The sequence below is a fragment of the Bacillus sp. FSL R5-0431 genome, from assembly GCF_038002985.1.
Lineage (GTDB): Bacteria > Bacillota > Bacilli > Bacillales > Bacillaceae > Bacillus.
The window spans coordinates 1,811,326-1,832,717 of record NZ_JBBOOG010000001.1; the positions used below are offsets into that span (position 1 = coordinate 1,811,326).

Sequence of the window (21,392 nt, forward strand, 5' to 3'; positions counted from 1 at the left end):
GAACATTCAAAACAAAACAGGTCTCGAGGGAATGGTGCTGCAGGTGCTGCCTTGATCAATATACGGCTTAGCTAAACTAAAAAAGAAAGGCTTTTTCAGCCTTTCTTTTTTATGTCTTCTATTACATTTATACAATGTTCAATATCATGAGACTGCAAAAGGTGAAAAGTAGATTGGATGATTGCAAACTCTAAATTCCACCATTCTAATAACTGCAGTTTTTCGATCATTTCGGATGAAAACCGATATTTCATGAGCTGCTGGGGATTTCCTGCGGCAATTGCATATGGCGGCACATCTTTTGTGATGACACTATTTGCTCCGATCACTGCTCCGTTCCCTATACATACTCCTGACATAATCGTCGCGCCATATCCAATCCATACGTCGTGTCCTATATGAACATCTCCCTTCGATTTGGGATGTCCTTTGATGTGGGCAGCTTCTTTGAAAATTTGATTAAACGGATACGTTGTGACCCAATCTGTCCGGTGTTCACCGCCAAGGAAAATTTTCACTTCGTTTGCAATGGAACAAAACTTCCCAATGTTTAATGTCGCTCCTTCCCCCCAAGTCAGCACTTGGAAATCTGGTCCGGCATAAGAAAAAACACCGATATTGTGCGAGCTCAGTTCACTTCTTTGATTCAAAAACATAGAAGATCAGACCTCCTGAAAAGTGATAGATCTTCGTATGTATATGCTGTTTCATACTTTCACATTATGACTGAACAAGCGCTACAATTTGTTTTTTCTTCCATACGAGCTGATAGTAGCCGTATTGAAGGAGTAAGTTCACAAAGAAAGCCGCAGGATAGCCAATCCATATGCCCTTGATGCCAAGGGATGTGTAGTGCGATAGCACATAAGCGACTGGTACTTCTACAAGCCAAATGGAGCAAATACTAAAGATTGTTGGCCATAAAACTGTTCCACTTGCTCTCATCGTGGCTGCAACAATTTGGGCCGTTCCAAAAATAAGATAGCTCCATAATGTAATGACGACCAAGCTATAGGCAATGTCAATCGTCTTAGAATCTGTTAAAAAGATAGATAAAATCTGTGGTGCAAAGAGATAAACGATGATAATAATGAATCCGCCTATGGCAAAATTGAGCCCTAACCCGATTTTTATCACATCTTTCAAGCGGTTGATATTCCCTGCACCGATGAATTGTGCTGCAAAGATAGAGACTGCAATGCCAAGACTCACTGCCGGCATCTGCACATAGCTCACGACTTGATTGACAACACCATAAGCAGCTGTGGCCTGTGATCCATAATCGTTGACAAAAGAAATAACAGCAATTTCTGATAAAGAAATAAGGATCATATTAATGCTCGATGGAATGCTGAGCTTTAATAATGTTTTTAGTAGATCCCCTTTCATCAATAAATGCTTTCTCACTGATGCATCAATGCGAAGCGGGTGCTTTGTCTTATATAAGTAGATATGTAGAATAATAAACGTTACAATGGTTGAAATCACAGAAGCATATGCAGCGCCGTATAAACCAAATGCCGGCAGTCCCAGCCAGCCAAATAATAAAATGGGCAGCATTAAAATATTCGTTGCCGTACTAATCATTAAGAAATAAAAAGGCGTTTTTGAATCCCCCGTTCCTCGCAGGAAGGTCGTGTAAACAAAATAAAGAAATAAGATCGGCATTGAGATGAATAGAATTCTGGCATATGCCGCACTTTCCTCCACAATATTTGCAGGTGTTCCCATGAGATTTAGGATGTCTGTTGCAAATAAACCTCCAATGATCGCTAAAGAAAGTCCGATTAAAAAGGTGAATGAAAGCGTTGTGCCAATAATTTCTTTTAATCTTTTTTCATTTTTCGCGCCATACGCTTGTCCAATAAGGATGGAACTTCCCGATCCAATTCCAATGGAAAAAGAAACGAGTAAAAAGAAAAGCGGAAAGAATGCAGAAATAGCAGCTACTGCATCCTCTCCAATCCATCTACCGACAAGAACGATGGATACAAGCTGTCCGATTGATTGCAAAATATTGCTAAGCAAAAGCGGGACGAGAAAAATGGACATGGTTTTTACTAAAGATTGATTGTTATCTAACGTCATGATGGTACTCCTTCTCTATCTAAAGATTCTCAGCTAAAATGCTGACAATATGGTCTTCTATCTCTTTCCCTTTTTCGTCATCAACAAGATGATTTAATAAAATGGAAAAGGCGACCGTCTTTCCGCTCTTCGTGTCAATATATCCAGAAAGTGTGCTGACCGTTGTTAATGAACCTGTTTTTGCACGTACTTTTTCTAGTGTAGCTGGTTCTTTCAATCTGTTCCTTAACGTCCCTCCGACCATTCGTTCACTTGCCCCTGCTAACGGAAGCGCATGTTCATAGGTCTTAAACCATTTTTCCTTTTGAATGTTTGTCAAAAATAACGTGAACTGGTTGGCAGAAACAAGGTTAATAGGTGATATGCCCGACCCATCTCGCAGCACTGCATGCGAAGGATTGATGCCAAACGCGGGAAGTCGTTCATACATGACATCCAGTCCATCCTCAAAGCTCCCTTTGCTTTTCACTTGTTTTCCAAGTTCCTTTAGCAAAATTTCTGCATGGGTATTGTTGCTGAGTTTCATCATGGGAACAAGCAGATCTGATAAAGGCATCGATGAATGGGTGGCAATTTTCTTGGCTTTTTTAGGAACTTGTTTTGTTTTAAGCGGTCCTTTTACTTGAATCCCTTCCGCCTTTAACGCTCGTTTCATTAAATCTAACGCATAAGTGGTTGGCTCCCATAACGCTACCCATTGTCTAGATACACTCGCTTTCACCGGAATGGTGCCAGTCAAAGTGATCTTGTTGGTGCCGTGAGAGCGCTTAAAAGAAATCTTCTTTTTCCCGCCTTCTGGCACGGTTTTTACTTGATTCATGACTTGAGGGACAGAAGTCTTCGGGATCATGTCATAGGTCGCTTTTTGTCCTGCTTTCTTTCCTGGTTTTACTTCGAGAATCACGGTTCCTGCATCATAATCTTGATTCGGTGAAGCTGTGAGAGCAGAGATTTGTGCACCGTAATATTGATCTTCATCACTCCAAGGCAAATCAATAGAATATCGCGTATCATCATACCAATTGTCATCTGCCGCAAGCTGTCCGCGAATCGTATGTATTCCGGCCTTTTTCACTTGTTTGGCAAGTGCTGCAAAATCCTCCTCTAATAAAGTCGGATCCCCGGTACCGCGTAGATACAGGTTGCCATGTAACGTTTTCTTTTGAATAGAACCATCCATCCAGATATCTGTCAGGAATGTGTGTGTTTCTCCTAGTATATCAAGGGCGATGGCAGATGTGAGCAGTTTCATATTAGAAGCAGGAGTAAGACGAATATCGGCTTGATGTTCATAAAGAAGAGAGGAGTCAGAAGTATTGCGGACGCTGATGCCGGAGATCGCGCCCTCTAAATCAGGTGCTGTTCGTATGAATTCATCTAAAGCTGTCATCCACGGCAGTGAGTCGTCACGAGCTGTAAGTTGATCATCTTTTGCAGAAAAAGGGAGAAATAAAATCGACAGGATACATATTTGTAAAAACAAGAGCTGTGAAAAACGCTTCACGCAATCCCTCCTTTTTTGTCGCAGCCAATTTTAGAAGAATATGTTCATTATACACAAAAGAACGTTTGTTCTCAAAGGTTTTTTAAACAGAAAAGTCAGCTTTCTTTGACGAAAACTGACAAGCCCTTTACCTTTTTTCTGGATTCCAGCCATCGGCTCCGCCAAGAACAGCTTGCACCGTGATTTGACTTGCTTCGTTTTTCGTTAAAATGTTGGACCATTTTACGCGATTTGCTACATTGCTTCCGGTCCCAGTCGATCCATATTCTTTATATCTTGCTGTTCTTTCGTTATCACGGTTATCCCAGTTATGCCATCCCTCTGCCTTAATATGTTCATCCATTTTTGTATAGAGGAATGTCACAGCGGAATGAGGCCTCCACGGACGTCCTAAATAAACCGATTGAGCAGCTGCCGTCCCCTTTTTCAATGCAGAATCGATGAATACATAGCCATACCTTTGTGCTTCTGTTGTGGATGCTGCAGTAATATACCCATTTCCAAGACTTTTTATTTCAGCTCTTTTAAACACAGCTGTGGCTGATCCAAAAATAAAATCGACCGTGCCCTCGATATAGCAGTTTTCATAATATTGCCGGCCTGAGCCTGTTGCATAAAGTGTATCTTGATACCCTAAGACTCTTATTTGTTTGAACGCAGCCCGGTCGCCAGACACATACAGCGCAACCGCCTGACCAGCATGTCTGCCGGCCGTATTTTGAAAGGTGATATTTTCTGCGTAAAAGTCGTTCGAACGAATCATAGTGCTGGAGCTATTTGTTGTGCTGCCAGTACTTGCATTTGTATCATCATACGTCAGAATCGTCTTGTATTGGTTTTCGCCGATAAAGGACACGTGCGGTTTATTTTGCGGAAGCAGGATCTTTTCTTTATACACACCATTTTTAATATAGATCGTTACGCGCTGTTGATTGTTCGCTGGAATCGCATCAATGGCAGACTGAACGGTTCGAAACGAGCCATTTCCCTTTTGATCGACCACAAGGACGCGGTTTGTTTGATTCTGATGTTCGGCTGCTTGAAGTGAAGCTGAGTTAAATAGTAATAAAGACAAGACGACCACAAGCCATACCTTTCCATACTTCATCGCACATCTCCTCCTCTTTGTGAACGTTTTCAATTAAACATTCTTTTTGATCCTATTCAACACACGAACAAAAAAACACCCACTTATTGATGTTGTGGATGTTTTTTAGACTTTTCATATTTCATCGCATAAATCCCTTCATTTTCAATCCATTCACAAAATAGAACGTCTCGATGAGAAGAAATGTGCTGCTTTTTTAATTGCTCACTCAGCCATGTTTCGTCAAAGCCAGCTTCTTGTAGGTCATCTTTTAAAATTTCGCCATCAATAATAAATGTTCTAGGCAATTTGACTTCTTTTCCCTTCACGTTCACATCTTCTGCGGTGGCAGTTGCGTATTTCATTTTCGGAAGAACACTGACAGAGCCGTCTGTTTCCAAAATGGCATATTCTATTTCATGCAAGGCAAAATGACCTTTCGCGCGAATCAGTGTCTGTAGCTGATTGAGATCAAGCATATTTTTCTTCAAACGATTGTAGTGAATGTTCCCTTTATCAATGACAAGCGTAGGTCTTCCTTCTAAAAAGGCTCGAATACCTTTAAAGCGTTGTGAAAACCATTCAACTGTATAGATGAGAACGCCCCACACTGCAACAGCAAACAAAATGTGCTGAATCTTGACTTCTGGGTCAAAAATGGCGTTTCCGACCATTTCGCCTAAAATCAGTGCAGAAATAAAATCAAACGGCGTGATTTGTGCAAACTGTGTTTTCCCTAATAATTTTGTAATAAAAAATAAGGCGAAAAACCCGATAAATAGTTCAATCAAAATACTAAAAAACGGCACAGAAATTCCTTCCTTTCTTGCTGCATTTACATACAGCATATACATGAAAGGAAGGATCTAAACTATTTATGAGGGCAATAAAATAAAGACATCGTCCCCCTCGACCAACGTTTCATACGTTTTAACGCATCCGTGATCTGGTGCTTGAACGTTCCCTGACGAAAGATCAATCTTCCAATCATGCATTGGACAGAAGACATGGTCTCCACTTACCATTCCTTCAGCCAGAACACCGCCTTTATGAGGGCAGCGGTTTTCAATGGCTTTGAACTGCTTATTAGAGGTTTGAAAAACAGCTAATTCAAGAGTACCGGCTGCGACTGTTTTCCCTAGCTGCAGCGGAAAATCTGATAGGGTGCCAATGTGAACTTTTACAACTGAAACTGTCATATGATCTCATCCCTTCAATTGATTTATACAGAAGCCGTCGCTTTTTGAAATAATTGTTTCGTGTCTTTTTGACTCTCGCGCAGCTCCTGCCAAGGCTCCTCATACGTTGACAGTGCGATGTCCATTCTTTGGATTAAGGCTTCTCGTTTCTCATCATCTAGGAGTACTGATTGAATATGATCTAATCCAAGTCGTTCAACCCAAGCAGAGGTTCTTTCTAGATAATTTGCCGTTTCTCTGTAATATTGAAGGTACGCAGCTGCCACTTGCTCTACTTCTTCTGCTGTACTGACCTTCATCAATAAATCTCCAGCCCGCAAGTGTGTGCCGCCATTTCCGCCGGCGTACAATTCAAACCCTCCATCAATTCCCACAATGCCAAGGTCTTTAATGCCAGATTCTGCACAGTTTCTAGGGCAAGCAGAGACAGCCATTTTGACTTTATGCGGTGTCGCAAGACCTTCGAATTTCTTTTCAAGTGCAATGCCAAGAGCCATCGAGTCCTGTGTGCCGAACCGGCAAAATTGTTCTCCAACACAAGTTTTGACCGTTCTTAAAGATTTTCCGTATGCATAACCAGATGGCATATCCAGGTCTGCCCATACTTTAGGTAAATCTTCTTTTTTGACACCTAGAAGGTCAATACGCTGGCCGCCAGTCATTTTCACAAGCGGTATTTCATATTTGTCGACGACATCAGCTATTTTTCTCAGGTCATTTGCATTTGTCACGCCACCGTACATCCGCGGAACAACCGAATAGGTGCCATCTTTTTGAATATTGGCATGCATGCGTTCATTCACAAATCGTGAGCTCTTTTCATCTTTGTACTCAAGTGGTTGAAGCATGCCTAAATAATAATTCAGGGCAGGTCGGCATTTTGAACAGCCTTCCTCTGTCTCCCAGTCAAGTACGTTCATCACTTCTTTGACATGCTGCAGGCCCTTCTCTTTGATTTCATGAATGACTTCATCTCGTGAACGAGTGGTGCAGGCGCAGATGGTTTCTTTTTGGGCTGTTCGGTTCGCATCATCGCCCAACGTGTGCCAAAGAATCTCTTCGACAACGGGCTTGCAGCCTCCACATGATCGTGAGGCACTTGTACATTGCTTCACTTCCTGAATCGTTGTTAAGCCTTCTTTTTGAATGGCTTCCACAATCTGACCCTTTGAGACACCGTTACAGCCGCAAACGATATGGTCGTTTGCCATGCTTTCAATCGTGCTTTCTTGCGCCGGATCATTCGAGGTTAAGACAGATACCTTCTCCATATCCGACATATCTACCCCTTCTCTAATATACGAGAATAGACGAGGTCCATCGCTTGTTTCTCCAAACATGACGGCACCTACTAATCGGTTTTGCTGGAAGACTAGTTTTTGATAGATGCCTTTTTGTTCGTCAAAGATTTTGATCGCTTTTTTCTCATCGTTTTCTATAAAGTCACCAGCTGAAAACACGTCAACCCCCGATACTTTCAGTTGCGTTGACAGAACAGAGCCTTCATATGGCACAGGATTCATGTCACATACATGCCCAGCAAGCACATTCGCTTGATCGTATAAAGGAGCGACAAGCCCGTACGTTTGTCCTCTGTGTTCTACACATTCTCCGACGGCATAAATGCCTGGGACACTCGTTTCCATGAAATCATTGACAATAATACCTCGGTTCACTTCAAGGCCGCTTATCTCTGCAAGCATTTTACTTGGTTTAATTCCTACAGCCATGACGACTAGGTCTGTCTCAAGTGTCGTGCCATCTGAAAATGATAACCCTTCAACTCTTGTATCTCCTAAAATCTCAGTTGTCTGTTTTCCTAACAGGAAGTTCATGCCCTGTTCTTCTAATGCTTTTTGTAGAAGCTGACCTGCAATAGGGTCTAGCTGGCGTTCCATTAAATGAGAGCTGAGGTGAATGACATTCACTTCCATGCCTAAGTTGAGTAGGCCGCGTGCTGCTTCCAGTCCAAGAAGGCCGCCTCCAATGACTGCTGCTTTTTTGTACCTGCTAGAGGCATTGACCATTTCCTCTGTGTCTTGCAATGTACGAAAGGCCGTCACGCCTTTTTTATCACTCCCTGGAATCGGCAGGATAAACGGAAGTGACCCTGTTGCTAAAATCAATCGGTCATAATGCACGGTCCGTCCTTGATCACTGGTGACTGTTTGGTTATCTGTATCGATCTTCACAATGGTCTCATTTGTAAACAACTGAATATCATGCTCCTGATACCAATTCCAATCGTTTAGTGTAATATCTTCAACCTTCGTATCTCCTTGAAGCACCTTCGATAAAAGAATCCGGTTATAGTTAGGATGCGGTTCACTTCCAAATACCGTCATGTCGAATCGTTCGCTGTCTGTTTTTAAAATGTTTTCGAGGCTTCGAATGCCAGCCATACCGTTCCCCACTAATACGAGTTTTTCTTTCACGATAAAACACCCCTCATGTGATCATTTTTTAGAAAGTACCATCATCTAAACATAGATGGAAAATACATGTTATGATTTCTCACATATTTTTTAATTCACATAGGCTGACAGCTGTACAGGACAATATTTAAAGCCTGGCATTTTACTGTGCGGATCTAGTTGTTCACTAATTAATTGATTAATGGATTGATGTTTACTCCAGTGAAATGGAACAAACACGGTATCTTTTCGAATGGTGTCTGATATGCGGCATCTCATGATGACACTTCCTCTTTTTGACTGGATGGTCACAAGCTTCCCGTGCTGAAGTCCATACGTTTTTGCTGTGTCAGGATGAAGCTCTGCATAAGATTCAAACTGCCGGGCAACAAGAGAGGTACTTTTTCTTGTTTGAACGCCCGTTTGGTAGTGAGCCATCACTCTGCCCGTCGTTAAATAAAGAGGATATTCTTGACTGACTGGTTCCTTTGCCACATTTTTTCCGTGTGTGACGACGGCAAACTTTGCTAAACTGTCAGAATGTGAGAATGCATGTTCAAATAATCTTTCGGTTCCTGGGTCTTCTAGATGCGTACAAGGCCATAATATGCCTTGCTCCTTCCTCAGTCTTTCATAGGTCATGCCTGAGTAATCCGCTTTTGCGCCTTTCGTTGCGGCTCTTAATTCTTCAAAAATCTCTTCTGCGGATGAAAAGGAGAAATAGCCGCTTTTGCCTAATACAGCTGCTATATCACAAATGATTTGCCAATCGTGTTTTCTTTGATGCTTAAGTGGATAGGTTGCTTCTCTAAGCGTAACGCGCCCCTCTACATTTGTCACCGTACCTTCATCCTCTAAATATGACGAAGTAGGTAAAATTACATCTGCCAGCGCAGCTGTCTCAGACATAAATAAATCAACAGCTACAAAAAAGGACAATTTCTTGATGGCTTGTTGAATAAAGCGCGCGTGCGGGCCTGACTGAACGGGGTTAGAGCACATTAAAAAGAGCGCTTTTATTTCTCCTTCCTGCATTTTTTCAAACATCTCAAAAGCAGACACGCCTTTTCCAGGGAGTTCTTTTTCATCAATGTTCCATATGTCAGCTATTTCTTTTCTGTGAGCAGAATTTGTGATATCTCGATACCCTGGAAGCTGATCTGCTTTTTGTCCATGCTCTCTTGCCCCCTGGCCATTTCCTTGCCCGGTTATTGCGCCATAGCCGCACCCAACGCGGCCGATCTTCCCAGTAACAAGCAGAATATTCAGGAAATTTCGTACAGATGCTGTCCCGTCTATTTGCTGCTCAATGCCTCTTGCTGTGAAAATCATGCCTGTCTTTTCTTGTGCGAATTTCCTTGCTATTTTCTGCAGAACTTCAATCGTCACACCGGTTTGCTCAGCAATGTTTGAGAGGGACATGCGCGAGACGTGCTCCTTTAATTCTTGGAACCCTGACGTTCGATGACGAATAAATGATTCATCTATTAAATGTTCATGAAGCATAATGTGCAAGATGCCGTTTGCCAGTGCAGCATCTGATCCTGGTTTCAGGCTGACATGTACATCGGCTAATTGGGCTGTCTGTGTTTTGCGCGGATCGATGACGATGAGAAATGCACCGTTTTTTTTCGCCTCTTCGACGTACGGCATGAAGGTTGGCTGACATTCTGCTATATTCGTTCCAACCAATATCAATACCCGTGTATGCTTGATGTCACTGAGAGGAAACGTAAGACCCCGGTCAAGTCCGAATGTTTGATTCGCCGCAGTTGCTGCTGACGACATACAAAGTCTCCCGTTGTAATCGATGTATTTCGTTTTCAGCGCCACTCTCGCAAACTTTCCGAGTAAGTACGCCTCCTCATTTGTAATAGATGCGCTTCCGTACACACTGATGGCATCATGCCCGTGTGCCATCTGAAGGGATTCCATGTTTGTTTTGATTTCATTAAGTGCCTCCTGCCATGACGCTTTTACAAATTGCCCGTTTCTTTTGATGAGCGGGTGATTCAAACGTTCTTTGTGCAGTGCGTGCTGGTGTGCATGCTGCCCTTTCATACAAAGTCTCCCGTGCGTAGTTGGATTGTGTACGCCAATCGTTTGATATCTGGTTCGTCCTTCCACATGCTGCTCTACTAGCTGCATTTTGCACTGCATACTGCAAAATGGACATTGGGATGGATACACTCGCTTTCGTTCTTCCTGCTCTGATATTTGCTGGGCATATCGTAAAAAAGACTGACTCATACCTTCACATCCTTTTGTCTGCTTTGGTCAAATTGTTCACAGAGCTCTTTTCTTCTTTCCTCATCAAGCAATTTTTCTCGAATAGAAATAAGTCCATATCGGAGAAGCCAATCGCCGATGGATTCTTGAAAGTATGCACTTTTTCTATAATCTTCAAGCAGCGCTTTTAAAAAAGGGATCAGCTCACTTGATTGAGGCAAAGTGTAAAAAAGCTGGCCGGCCTTCGGCTGACATACGTCACCTCCTATATAAATGTTCCATTCCCCCAGCTGTCTCTTCATGCAAATGTCATATATTGGAGCTAGTTTACACGTGCAGGAAGAGCCGGCGACATGAATAGAGGTGACGGCTGGTAAAAGTGTGTCTTCTACTTGTCTTTCAAACTCCATTACTAGTGCTGTGACAGCTGGATCGTGACTACAATCACATGTAAGGACATAAGATAGTCTTCTTTTCTCTTTCGCCATGATGGGCCAATGTTTTTTGACGATCTGTGCCGCCTGTTTTGACACGCCGATGAGCCGTATTCGCTTATGCTCTGTCAGCTCTGCCTGATCAATCAGTTTTTGTTCTAACAAAGACGTAATGATTTTCAGGAAATCCAGTTCAAAACGCCCTCCGTATAGCTGAGGCAACATGTCTTCTTGATCAGCATCGCTGATTTTTTCAATCGGTGATTGAAATTGCTCGAGATAGTATGGAATGGCAGACCTGCAGTTGCTGCAGCCGTTCTCTGTTTTCCAATGAAAATGTCTTCTGATTTCCTCCACATTCAGCAGCAGTTGCTTTTTGATAAACGAAAAAATGGTCTGCTCATCAGCTTCTGTACATGAACAAAAAGAGGCCGGCTCATCTATTTGTTCATGTGATGATAACTGACAGCAGGCACGGACGAGCTCTTGACAGCCGCCGCAGCCGGTTGCTGCTCCTGTTTGTTTTTGAACCTCTTCTAAGCTTGTCAGCTGATGGACGGATATGGTGTTCAAAATCGTCCCTTTTGTAACGCTTTGACATTGGCAGACGAGATCGTCCATTTTTAATGAATCTAGAGGAGATGGCTGCTCCTCATGAAGAGCTTTCATGACGACACTTTTATCACGCCCCACTTTCACATCTTGCAAAAGCTGATCGGCTTTCTCCAGTTCTCCAACTAATAAAAAACCTGTTAGTGCCTCGCGTTCAAAGACGAATTTTTTATACACTTCTTGCTCTTCATCTAAATATGTCACCACTGACGTATACGGAGAATGGTGTTCAATACATCCCGCAGAATAGATAGGCATGTCAGGTACTTTTAATTTTGTTGAGTAAATGGGATGAGGTACAGATGTAATTTGCTCGCCTAATAGATGATTGGCAAGTGCATTTGCTTGTTCATAAATGGGCTGAACAAGGCCATGCACCATTCCTTTATGCTCTGCACATTCCCCAATGGCATAAATATCTTGGACATTTGTTTGCATCATATCATTGACGACAATGGCTTTTCGCGTATGAATGCCGTGATTCTTTGCAAGCTGTATGTTTGGACGGATACCTGTTGTGAAGACAACAAGATCAGCATCCACGATGTCGCCATTTTTCAATAGAACGCCTTCTACCCTCTCGTCCCCTAAGCATGCAATGGTATGGGCATTTGTTTTCACCTGAATGCCCTTGCGCGTTAATTGCTGCTGTAATAGACTAGCAGCCGTTTCATCTAATTGGCGCTGCATGAGCCACTCGGCATGATGAATGATGGTTGTCTCAAGTCCCGCAATCTGCAGGCCAGCCGCCACCTCTACACCAAGCACACCGCCTCCGACCACTGCTGCTCGTTGATAACGCATCGCATCCGTACAAATGGCCTCATAATCATCAATTGTACGAAACGCATAAATCCCTTTTTTGGATACGCCCTGAATAGGAAGAAAATACGGCAATGATCCTGTTGCGATGACGAGCTTGTCATAGGAAATTTCCCGGCGCGCATCTGTCATGATACACTTCTTGTTTGTATCGATATGGACGACTGTTTCCCCTTTGTACATGATGATGTCATGCGCGGTGTACCATTCTTTTTCCTTGAGTTCAATTTGAGATAATGAGTCGCTTTTTTGTAAAATCGATGAAAGTTTTATTCGATTGTAGGCAGGGCGCTTCTCTTTTCCAATAACTGTTATGGCATAGTGTTCTGGCTGTTTTTGAATCATCTGCTCGATACATTTCATACTCGCCATGCCGTTTCCGATAAACACGAGTTTGCGTTTTGCCATATGAAATCAACCTCTCTAAGCTTCTTGCCCAACACATTGTATGGATAGATTATGGCACATGCCTGTAAAAAAGTGTGTATTTATGTCATTTTTTCTAACATGATACTTTCATTACTTGGGATAACTCGCTATCTTTAAGTCAGAAAATTCAAAATATAGGAGGCGTTTTATGAAACTCTCAGAGTTAAAATCAAGTGGTCACCCTAAGACATTGCTAAGTTCCTTTTTATATTTCGATGTGAGCTTTATGATCTGGGTCTTATTAGGGGCACTGGGTGCTTTTATTACGCAAGACTTTGCTTTATCGACCGCAGAGAAAGGCATGATTGTTGCCATTCCGATTTTATCTGGTTCTTTTTTTCGGATTGTACTTGGCTTATTCACTGATCGTATAGGACCTAAGAAGACAGCGGTAATTGGAATGCTTTTCACCACCATCCCGCTCATCTGGGGGTTCATCGCTGGTACAACCCTTTCCGAGCTCGTGCTGATTGGTATTTTGTTAGGAGTAGCAGGAGCAAGCTTTGCTGTTGCTTTGCCAATGGCAAGCCGCTGGTATCCTCCTCATTTACAAGGCGTGGCCATGGGGATTGCAGGTGCCGGTAACAGCGGAACACTGATCTCCACACTATTTGGTCCACGTCTTGCCGAGATTTATGGATGGCATGCAGTCATGGGGCTCGCCCTGATTCCGTTAAGTCTTGTCTTTTTGTTTTTTATTTTCACAGCAAAAGATGCACCAAATCAGCCCGCTCCAAAGCCGCTACGGTCGTATTTTTCAGTATTTCAGGTGAAATCGACATGGTTTTTCTGCCTGCTTTATGCGATTACATTCGGAGGATTTGTCGGGCTTTCCAGTTTTCTCAGTATTTTCTTTGTGGATCAATATGGTATCTCGAAAATTCATGCAGGTGATTTTGTGACTCTTTGTGTGGCGGCGGGCAGCTTCTTTCGCCCCATCGGTGGTCTCATGGCGGATAAAATAGGTGGAATGAAAGTACTGCTTGGATTATTCGCAGTCATCGGCATCTGCTTAGGAGGGGTGAGCAGTCTTCCAGTTTTACCTTTGGTCATTACCCTTTTATTTACCGGGATGATGTGTCTTGGGATGGGGAATGGCGCAGTTTTTCAGCTGGTGCCTCAAGTATTTCATAATGAAATTGGGATCGTGACCGGAATTGTTGGTGCTGCTGGGGGCATTGGCGGCTTCTTTTTACCTAATATTCTGGGCAGTTTAAAAGAAGTGACGGGCTCATATATGTTTGGCTTTTTGACCATTTCTCTTATTGTTCTAGTTGTCTTTATTTGTTTAGTCATATCGCAGCTTAAACGCAAAAAAGTCATCATCAACCACACCATTTCTGAATCATAAAAAGCCATGACCCCTCTTTGGTCATGGCTTTTCTTTATATGTGTAAACACCCTTTGTATGACCTATTTTGGCAGAACCGAACTCCCCATTAAATACCGGTCTACCTCGTGCGCCACTTGTCTGCCTTCATTAATCGCCCAGACAATCAAGCTTTGCCCGCGTCTTGCATCTCCCGCTGCAAATACGCCTTCTACATTTGTTGTATATTCCCCATACTTTGCGTCAATGCGATTGTTTTTGCTGTCCACGCCAAAGTGTTTCACGAGTGGCTGTTCAGTTCCCTCAAAACCAATTGCAATAAAGACTAGCTGAGCAGGCCATACCTTTTCTGTCCCTGGAATCTCATGAAATTCAAACTTCCCATGTTCGTTTTTCACCTTTTCCATTTGAATGGTATGAAGCTCTTTTAATTTCCCATTTTTGTCTGCCACAATTTTTGTGGTTTGAATGGAATATTGACGCGGATCTTCTCCGAATTTTGCTTGTGCTTCTTCATAAGCATAATCCAGTGAGAAGACGTAAGGCTGTTCAGGCCACATGTTATCCCCTACACGTGTATCCGGAAGTTTTGGGTGCTTCCCGAACTGAACAACACTTTTTGCTTTTTGGCGAAGTGCAGTTGCGACGCAATCCGCACCTGTATCTCCCCCGCCAATGACAATGACGTCTTTTCCTTTTGCATCAATGAAGTTTTTGTCTTTAAATCCTGAATCAAGCATGCTTTTTGTTGCGAGGGTTAAATAATCCATCGCAAGGTGAATCCCTTTAGCTTCCCGGCCTTCAATCAACAGGTCACGCTGCTTCTGTGCACCTGTACAAAGGATGACCGCATCAAACTGTTCTTTCAGTTCGTCGGCAGTGACATCGACGCCGATTTCTGTGTTCGTTACAAAATCAATGCCTTCTTGTCTCAACAGTTTGACTCTTCGCTCCACCACTTCTTTGTCCAGCTTCATGTTTGGAATGCCGTATGTCAGCAGCCCGCCAAGGCGGTCAGACCGTTCGAACACTGTTACGGCGTGGCCTGCTTGGTTTAATTGATCCGCACTTGCAAGTCCTGCTGGCCCTGAGCCGACAATGGCAATCTTCTTGCCTGTACGGCTTGAAGGAATTCTTGGTGTGATCCATCCATTTTCAAAGCCTTTATCAATGATCGTCCGTTCGATATTTTTAATCGAAACGGCTGGATCATTGATGGCAACTGTACATGACCCTTCGCAAGGTGCTGGACATACTCTCCCAGTAAATTCTGGGAAATTATTTGTTTTTTGCAGTCTTTCGAGAGCTTCTTTCCATCTCCCGCGGTACACAAGGTCATTCCATTCTGGAATTAAATTGTAGATCGGGCAGCCTGAGACGCCGCCCCTGATCTCCATCCCAATTTGACAAAACGGTGTGCCGCAATCCATACATCTAGCGCCCTGCTTCTTCAATACGTCATCTGTATAAGGAGCGGAATATTCTTTCCAGTCATTTTGACGAGTGAGAGGGTCACGTTCATTTGGCTTTTCTCTTTTATAATCCATAAAACCTGTTGCTTTGCCCATTGTCCTCTCCCCTTTCTTAATGAGCGAGGGCTGCTTTTTGCCCGTTTGCCGTTTCTTGATTTTTCGGTTTTGTGTTTGCTTCAAAGGCAAACATGACCGCTTCTTCATGACTGAGGCCCGCTTGTTTTTGTTCTTCAATGCTTTGAAGCATCATTTTGTAATTTCTCGGAATAACTTTGATGAAATGATCCTTTTCTTGCGCCCAGTTTTCTAGAAGTGCCGATGCTTTTGAGCTGTTTGTATAATAAAGGTGCTCTTTAATCAACTGTTTCACTTCTTGTTCTTCTTCATGATCTGTGAGCTTTTCAAACATGATCATTTCCATGTTGCACATTCTTTTGAACTGTTTCGCATCGGATGTATGGACGTAAGCCACGCCGCCAGACATGCCTGCACCAAAGTTTTTTCCGACGTCTCCTAAAATGACGACACGTCCGCCAGTCATGTATTCACAGCCGTGATCTCCGATTCCTTCAACAACCACATGCACACCTGAATTACGAACGGCAAAGCGCTCACCTGCACGCCCGTTAATAAAGGCTTTTCCGCTTGTCGCTCCGTAGAATGCGACGTTTCCGACAATGACGTTTTCATGTCCATTTTGTACAAAGTGATCAGAGGTTTTGACCGCAATTTTGCCTCCAGAGAGTCCTTTGCCGATATAGTCATTTGAATCACCTGTTAAATAGAGAGACATGCCCTTTGGCACAAATGCGCCGAAGCTTTGTCCTGCAGAACCAGTGAACCTTAGTGTGATCGTATCCTCTGGCAAGCCTTCTTCCCCGTAGCGCTTAGACACTTCACTTCCAGTAATGGTTCCGGCCACACGATTGATATTGCGAATATTCAATGATAGATCAACCGGTGTTTGATGATTCAGCGCTTCCTGTACATAAGGGAGGATTTCATTCATATCCAGTGATTCATCAATTTTATGATTTTGCGGTGTTCTGAATGTACGAGCTCCTTCTGGCTGATAAAGCAGTGTTTCAAGGTCTAGCTGCCCTGCTTTCCAGTGTGCTTTTGCTCGTTCACTGACTCCTAGAACATCCGTGCGTCCAATTAATTCATCCATTGATGTAAAGCCAAGTTCCGCTAAGATTTCTCTTACTTCCTCTGCAATAAACATCATGAAATTCACAATGTGATCAGGGTTCCCCATGAATTTTTTGCGAAGCTCTGGATTTTGTGTAGCGACGCCGACTGGGCAAGTATCTAAATGACATGCTCTCATCATCACACAGCCCAATACGACAAGTGGAGCTGTCGCAAAGCCGTATTCTTCTGCTCCTAAAATCGCAGCCATGACAACATCGCGTCCAGTCATTAACTTGCCGTCCGTTTCAAGAACGACTCTCTCGCGAAGACCATTTAACACAAGGGTTTGATGTGCTTCTGCCAAACCGAGCTCCCAAGGAAGTCCTGTGTGTTTAATACTCGTTTTCGGCGAAGCTCCTGTGCCGCCATCGTATCCACTGATCACAATGACATCCGCCGTCCCTTTTGCTACACCTGCTGCAATCGTCCCAACGCCGGCTTTAGACACAAGCTTGACGCTGATGCGGGCATCACGGTTCGCGTTTTTCAAATCATGGATCAGCTGCGCCAAATCCTCGATGGAATAAATATCATGATGCGGCGGTGGTGAAATCAATCCGACGCCTGGTGTAGAGCCACGTACATCGGCAACCCAAGGGTATACTTTATTTCCTGGCAGCTGTCCGCCTTCTCCAGGTTTTGCTCCCTGCGCCATTTTAATTTGGAGTTCATCTGCATTGACCAAATAATGACTCTTTACGCCAAAGCGTCCGGAAGCAATTTGTTTAATCGCACTTCTGCGATCATCGCCGCGTTCATCAACTGTAAAGCGTGCAGGATCTTCTCCGCCTTCTCCGCTGTTACTTTTACCGCCAATTCGGTTCATGGCAATCGCAAGCGCTTCGTGCGCTTCTTTACTTAAAGATCCAAATGACATGGCACCTGTCTTGAATCGGCGCACGATGGATTCAGCAGATTCAACGTCTTCCAGACGAACTGGCTTTTGTTTTGGCTGGAAAGAAAATAAATTTCTGAGGAAGCCGATTCTTTCTTCGTCCGCTGCCTTTGTATATTGCTTAAATAGATCGTAATCTTCATTGCGGCATGCCCACTGAAGCGTATGGATCGTTTTTGGATTAAAGGCATGGTGCTCTCCATTTTTTCTCCACTGGAAATCACTGCCTGATTCGAGTGTTTGGTCAGTCGCTGCCTGATACCCTGCTTCATGACGGAGTTTTGCCTCATGTGCAATGGTCTCAAGATCAATCCCGCCAAGCTGAGAAGCTGTTCCCGTGAAATACGCCTGAATGACGTCTTCACTAATGCCGACGGCTTCAAAGATTTGCGCTCCTCTATAGCTTTGCACAGTGGAAATTCCCACTTTAGACATGACTTTGACGACACCTTCGGTCACGCTTTTACCAAACTTTGTGACCGCTTCATCAAAGCTGAAAGAGATCGCTTCTTCTGCAATCAACTGTTTGTACGTTTCATACACAAGATAAGGATGGATCGCATCTGCTCCGTAGCCAATCAGTGCTGCAAAATGATGGACCTCTCTGACTTCTCCAGATTCAACGATCAGACTAACCTTTGTCCGTAAGCCTTGGCGTACAAGATGCTGATGCAGTGCACTGAGCGCTAGAAGCGGTGGAATCGGCACTTTTTGTTCTGTCATTTCACGATCTGAAAGGATTAATAAAGATACGCCTTCGCGGATCGCTTTTTCCGCCTCTTCAAACATCGCATCCAATCCGCGCTTTAAATCATCGGTGAATAGAGTATGAATCGTTTTGCTTTTAAAGGCATTATGAACAATCGTTTTCAAGCCGTTAAATTGTCCACTCGTTAAGACCGGTGTATAAAGTTTAATTCTTCGGCATGAATATTCATTCGGATGTAAAATATCTCCTTCAGCACCTAACCAAGTCATGGTTGATGTCACAAGCTGCTCACGAATGGCATCAATCGGCGGGTTCGTCACCTGTGCAAACAACTGCTTGAAATAATGAAACAGAGACTGCGCACGATCTGATAACACAGCAAGCGGTGTGTCGCTTCCCATTGAACCGATTGGGTCCTTACCTTCTTCTAGTAAAGGAATTAAATATTTTTGAATGTCTTCGTACGTATAATGGAACGCACGCTGACGAGTCAATAAATCATCCATTATACTAGAATTTTCTGAATTTTCTTCCGAGCGATTGACATGAACCATTTCTTCATCAAGCCATTTTTGATAAGGAAGTTCATTCGCAATTGTTGACTTCACTTCTTCGTCAGAAATAATTCGTCCTTCTTCTAAATCGATTAACAGCATTTTGCCCGGCTCGAGACGGTCTTTGTATTTGACATCCTCTTCATTTGTGTCGATCACGCCGACCTCAGAAGAGAAAATGATATGATCATCATTTGTGACGTAATATCTTGCCGGTCTTAATCCGTTTCGGTCTAAGATGGCACCGATTTGTTTACCATCTGTAAAGGAAATGGCTGTTGGTCCATCCCACGGCTCCATGAGAGAGCTATGGTATTCATAAAATGCCCGTTTCTCTTTTGACATGTGCGTGTTTTCAGTCCAAGGCTCTGGAATCAGCATCATGGCTGTATGAGCAGGTGTACGGCCTGCAAGCACAAAGAATTCAAAGGCATTGTCTAGAATGGATGAATCACTTCCGTCTGCATTCAGCACTGGTAAAATCTTGTCTAAATCGTCTCCGAAAGCTTCAGATACGAATTGTTGTTCTCTTGCTCTCATCCAATTGATGTTTCCTCTTAATGTGTTGATTTCACCGTTGTGAATCAAGTAACGGTTTGGATGGGCTCTTTCCCATGTAGGAAATGTATTTGTACTAAATCTTGAATGAACAAGTGAAAATGCAGAAACAAATGTTTCATCCTGAAGATCAAGATAAAAAGCATCGACTTGATCTGATGTTAAAAGCCCCTTGTATACAATGGTTTGACTCGACAGGCTGACAAAGTAAAATTGCTTTTCCTCTGCTGTTCCCCAGTTCTCAGTCTGCTTACGAATGACATATAATTTTCTTTCAAATGACAAACGATCTGTGATGTTGTCGTTTGCCCCGATAAAGACTTGCCTCACAACCGGACAGCTCTTCGCTGCGACAGTACCAATTTTACCGGCATCGACAGGGACTGTTCTCCAGCCAATTAATGTTTGACCTTCTTGTTTAATGAATCCGTTGATTTTTTGCTCGATGGCTTGACGCGTTTTCTCGTCATCCTCTTTTGAAAAGAAGACCATTCCTACCCCGTAACGGCCCTTTTCAGGAAGTGCAAAGTCTTTGCAGCTTTTTCTAAAGAAAGCGTCTGGCAGCTGTACCATTAAGCCAGCACCATCACCTGTATACGGATCACTGCCTTGCCCGCCGCGGTGATCAAGCTGGCAAAGCATTTGTAATCCCTTTTTGACGATGCTGTGTGTCGCTTCCCCTTTTAAATGAGCGTACAGTCCGATTCCACATGCATCATGTTCAAATTCAGGACGGTAGAGACCTTGTGGTTGTGGTAGTTGATTATAAGTCATCGTTTCTCTCCCCCGTTTAAAAGATCCGTTTTTTCACAGTCATAAAATCTCACAAACTCTGTAACTTATTTTAAGTTTTCAAATTAATATAAACAATATATAATTTAGATGAAAACAATCTCTTTTTGAGATAGATGGGTGTGAAGTGTAAAAATGGAGCTTCGTCAGTTACGTTATTTTGTAGAAGTCGCAGACCGTGAGCACGTGTCAGAAGCGGCTGAAAACTTACATGTCGCCCAATCTGCTATCAGCCGGCAGATTGCGAATTTAGAAGAAGAACTTGGAGTGGCCTTATTCGAACGAGAAGGCCGAAATATCAAATTAACGAAAATCGGCAGACAATTTTTAGATCATGTCAGAACGGCACTAAAAGCCATTGATTATGCGAAAGAGCAAATTGATGAATACTTAGATCCGCACAAAGGAACGGTGAATATCGGCTTTCCTACAAGTCTAGCAAGCCAAGTGCTTCCTTCTGTCATTTCCGCCTTTAAGCAGGAATATCCAGAGGTCGATTTTTTACTTCGTCAAGGATCCTATAAATTTCTCATTGAAGCTGTAAAAAATCGGGATATTGATCTCGCCTTTTTAGGACCCGTACCAACAAACGATCCTCAAATAGAAGGAAATATTTTGTTTTCAGAAAGCATTTATGCCCTTTTGCCGGTTAGCCACCCCTTTAGCGGACAAAGGAGTATTCATTTAAGTGATTTAAGAAAGGATCATTTCGTGTTATTTCCTGAAGGGTATGTGCTGAGACAAATTGCAGTTGATGCTTGCAAGCAGGCAGGCTATGAGCCAACCATTTCATCTGAAGGAGAGGATTTAGACGCCATTAAAGGTCTTGTATCAGCGGGTATGGGCGTTACCTTATTACCCGAAAGCGCCTTTTATGAAACCACACCGCGATTTACAGCGAAAATTCCGATCGATTTTCCGCAAGTGAGAAGAACGGTTGGAATTATTGCGTCTAAGTCACGAGAAATGTCTCCTTCTGCCCATGATTTTTATGTGTTTGTGAAGGATTTCTTTTCTAAAATTGAACAATATAAATAATTTATTAAAACAGGACATTTCATTTGTGGAAA

The 21,392-nt window shown here is 43.1% G+C and carries 13 protein-coding genes; 2 read left to right on the forward strand and 11 right to left on the reverse strand.

Annotated features, from left to right (window positions below; genetic code table 11):
• Positions 1-95: 95 nt before the first annotated feature.
• The 9 genes from MKZ03_RS09005 to nirB (MKZ03_RS09045) all read right to left on the reverse strand — a co-directional run bounded on the left by MKZ03_RS09005 (position 96) and on the right by nirB (MKZ03_RS09045) (position 12,797).
• On the reverse strand, positions 96-656 hold the full coding sequence (locus MKZ03_RS09005) for a CatB-related O-acetyltransferase (protein WP_341031600.1): 561 nt from the start codon (positions 654-656) through the stop codon (positions 96-98).
• A gap of 64 nt (positions 657-720) precedes the next feature.
• Positions 721-2,088 carry an MATE family efflux transporter gene (locus MKZ03_RS09010; protein ID WP_034660876.1) on the reverse strand — a complete coding sequence of 456 codons (1,368 nt, stop codon included), beginning with the start codon at positions 2,086-2,088 and terminating at the stop codon, positions 721-723.
• A gap of 19 nt (positions 2,089-2,107) precedes the next feature.
• Entirely contained in the window at positions 2,108-3,592 is a 1,485-nt protein-coding gene (gene dacB, locus MKZ03_RS09015) for a D-alanyl-D-alanine carboxypeptidase/D-alanyl-D-alanine endopeptidase (RefSeq protein WP_341031603.1), read from the reverse strand.
• Between the two features lie 127 nt (positions 3,593-3,719).
• Positions 3,720-4,700, reverse strand: coding sequence for a pectinesterase family protein (locus MKZ03_RS09020; RefSeq protein WP_334749364.1), 981 nt, complete (start codon positions 4,698-4,700; stop codon positions 3,720-3,722).
• Positions 4,701-4,783: 83 nt separating this feature from the next.
• The gene (locus MKZ03_RS09025) at positions 4,784-5,527 is read right to left on the reverse strand and encodes a DUF421 domain-containing protein (RefSeq protein ID WP_307500669.1); all 744 of its coding nucleotides are present in this window, start codon (positions 5,525-5,527) and stop codon (positions 4,784-4,786) included.
• Positions 5,528-5,554: 27 nt separating this feature from the next.
• Entirely contained in the window at positions 5,555-5,878 is a 324-nt protein-coding gene (gene nirD / locus MKZ03_RS09030; protein ID WP_034660879.1) for a nitrite reductase small subunit NirD, read from the reverse strand.
• 23 nt (positions 5,879-5,901) lie between these two features.
• Entirely contained in the window at positions 5,902-8,316 is a 2,415-nt protein-coding gene (nirB, locus tag MKZ03_RS09035; RefSeq protein WP_223260716.1) for a nitrite reductase large subunit NirB, read from the reverse strand.
• Positions 8,317-8,403: 87 nt separating this feature from the next.
• Positions 8,404-10,542 (reverse strand): assimilatory nitrate reductase catalytic subunit NasC, encoded by a 2,139-nt coding sequence (nasC, locus tag MKZ03_RS09040; protein ID WP_341031606.1) that lies wholly within the window; start codon positions 10,540-10,542, stop codon positions 8,404-8,406.
• The gene (gene nirB, locus MKZ03_RS09045; RefSeq protein WP_307499744.1) at positions 10,539-12,797 is read right to left on the reverse strand and encodes a nitrite reductase large subunit NirB; all 2,259 of its coding nucleotides are present in this window, start codon (positions 12,795-12,797) and stop codon (positions 10,539-10,541) included. The genes nasC and nirB (MKZ03_RS09045) overlap by 4 nt, the downstream gene beginning before the upstream one ends.
• 169 nt (positions 12,798-12,966) lie before the next feature.
• Between nirB (MKZ03_RS09045) and MKZ03_RS09050 the strand changes: the two genes are divergently transcribed.
• Positions 12,967-14,169, forward strand: a complete 1,203-nt coding sequence (locus MKZ03_RS09050; RefSeq protein ID WP_341031610.1) for a nitrate/nitrite transporter — start codon at positions 12,967-12,969, stop codon at positions 14,167-14,169.
• 62 nt (positions 14,170-14,231) lie between these two features.
• On the opposite strand, the gene gltD is transcribed toward MKZ03_RS09050, so the two are convergent.
• The gene (gltD, locus tag MKZ03_RS09055; RefSeq protein WP_144459932.1) at positions 14,232-15,716 is read right to left on the reverse strand and encodes a glutamate synthase small subunit; all 1,485 of its coding nucleotides are present in this window, start codon (positions 15,714-15,716) and stop codon (positions 14,232-14,234) included.
• 16 nt (positions 15,717-15,732) lie between these two features.
• Positions 15,733-20,304, reverse strand: coding sequence for a glutamate synthase large subunit (gene gltB / locus MKZ03_RS09060; protein ID WP_341031612.1), 4,572 nt, complete (start codon positions 20,302-20,304; stop codon positions 15,733-15,735).
• Positions 20,305-20,457: 153 nt separating this feature from the next.
• Between gltB and MKZ03_RS09065 the strand changes: the two genes are divergently transcribed.
• Positions 20,458-21,360, forward strand: coding sequence for a LysR family transcriptional regulator (locus MKZ03_RS09065; protein WP_044141269.1), 903 nt, complete (start codon positions 20,458-20,460; stop codon positions 21,358-21,360).
• Positions 21,361-21,392 lie beyond the last annotated feature (32 nt).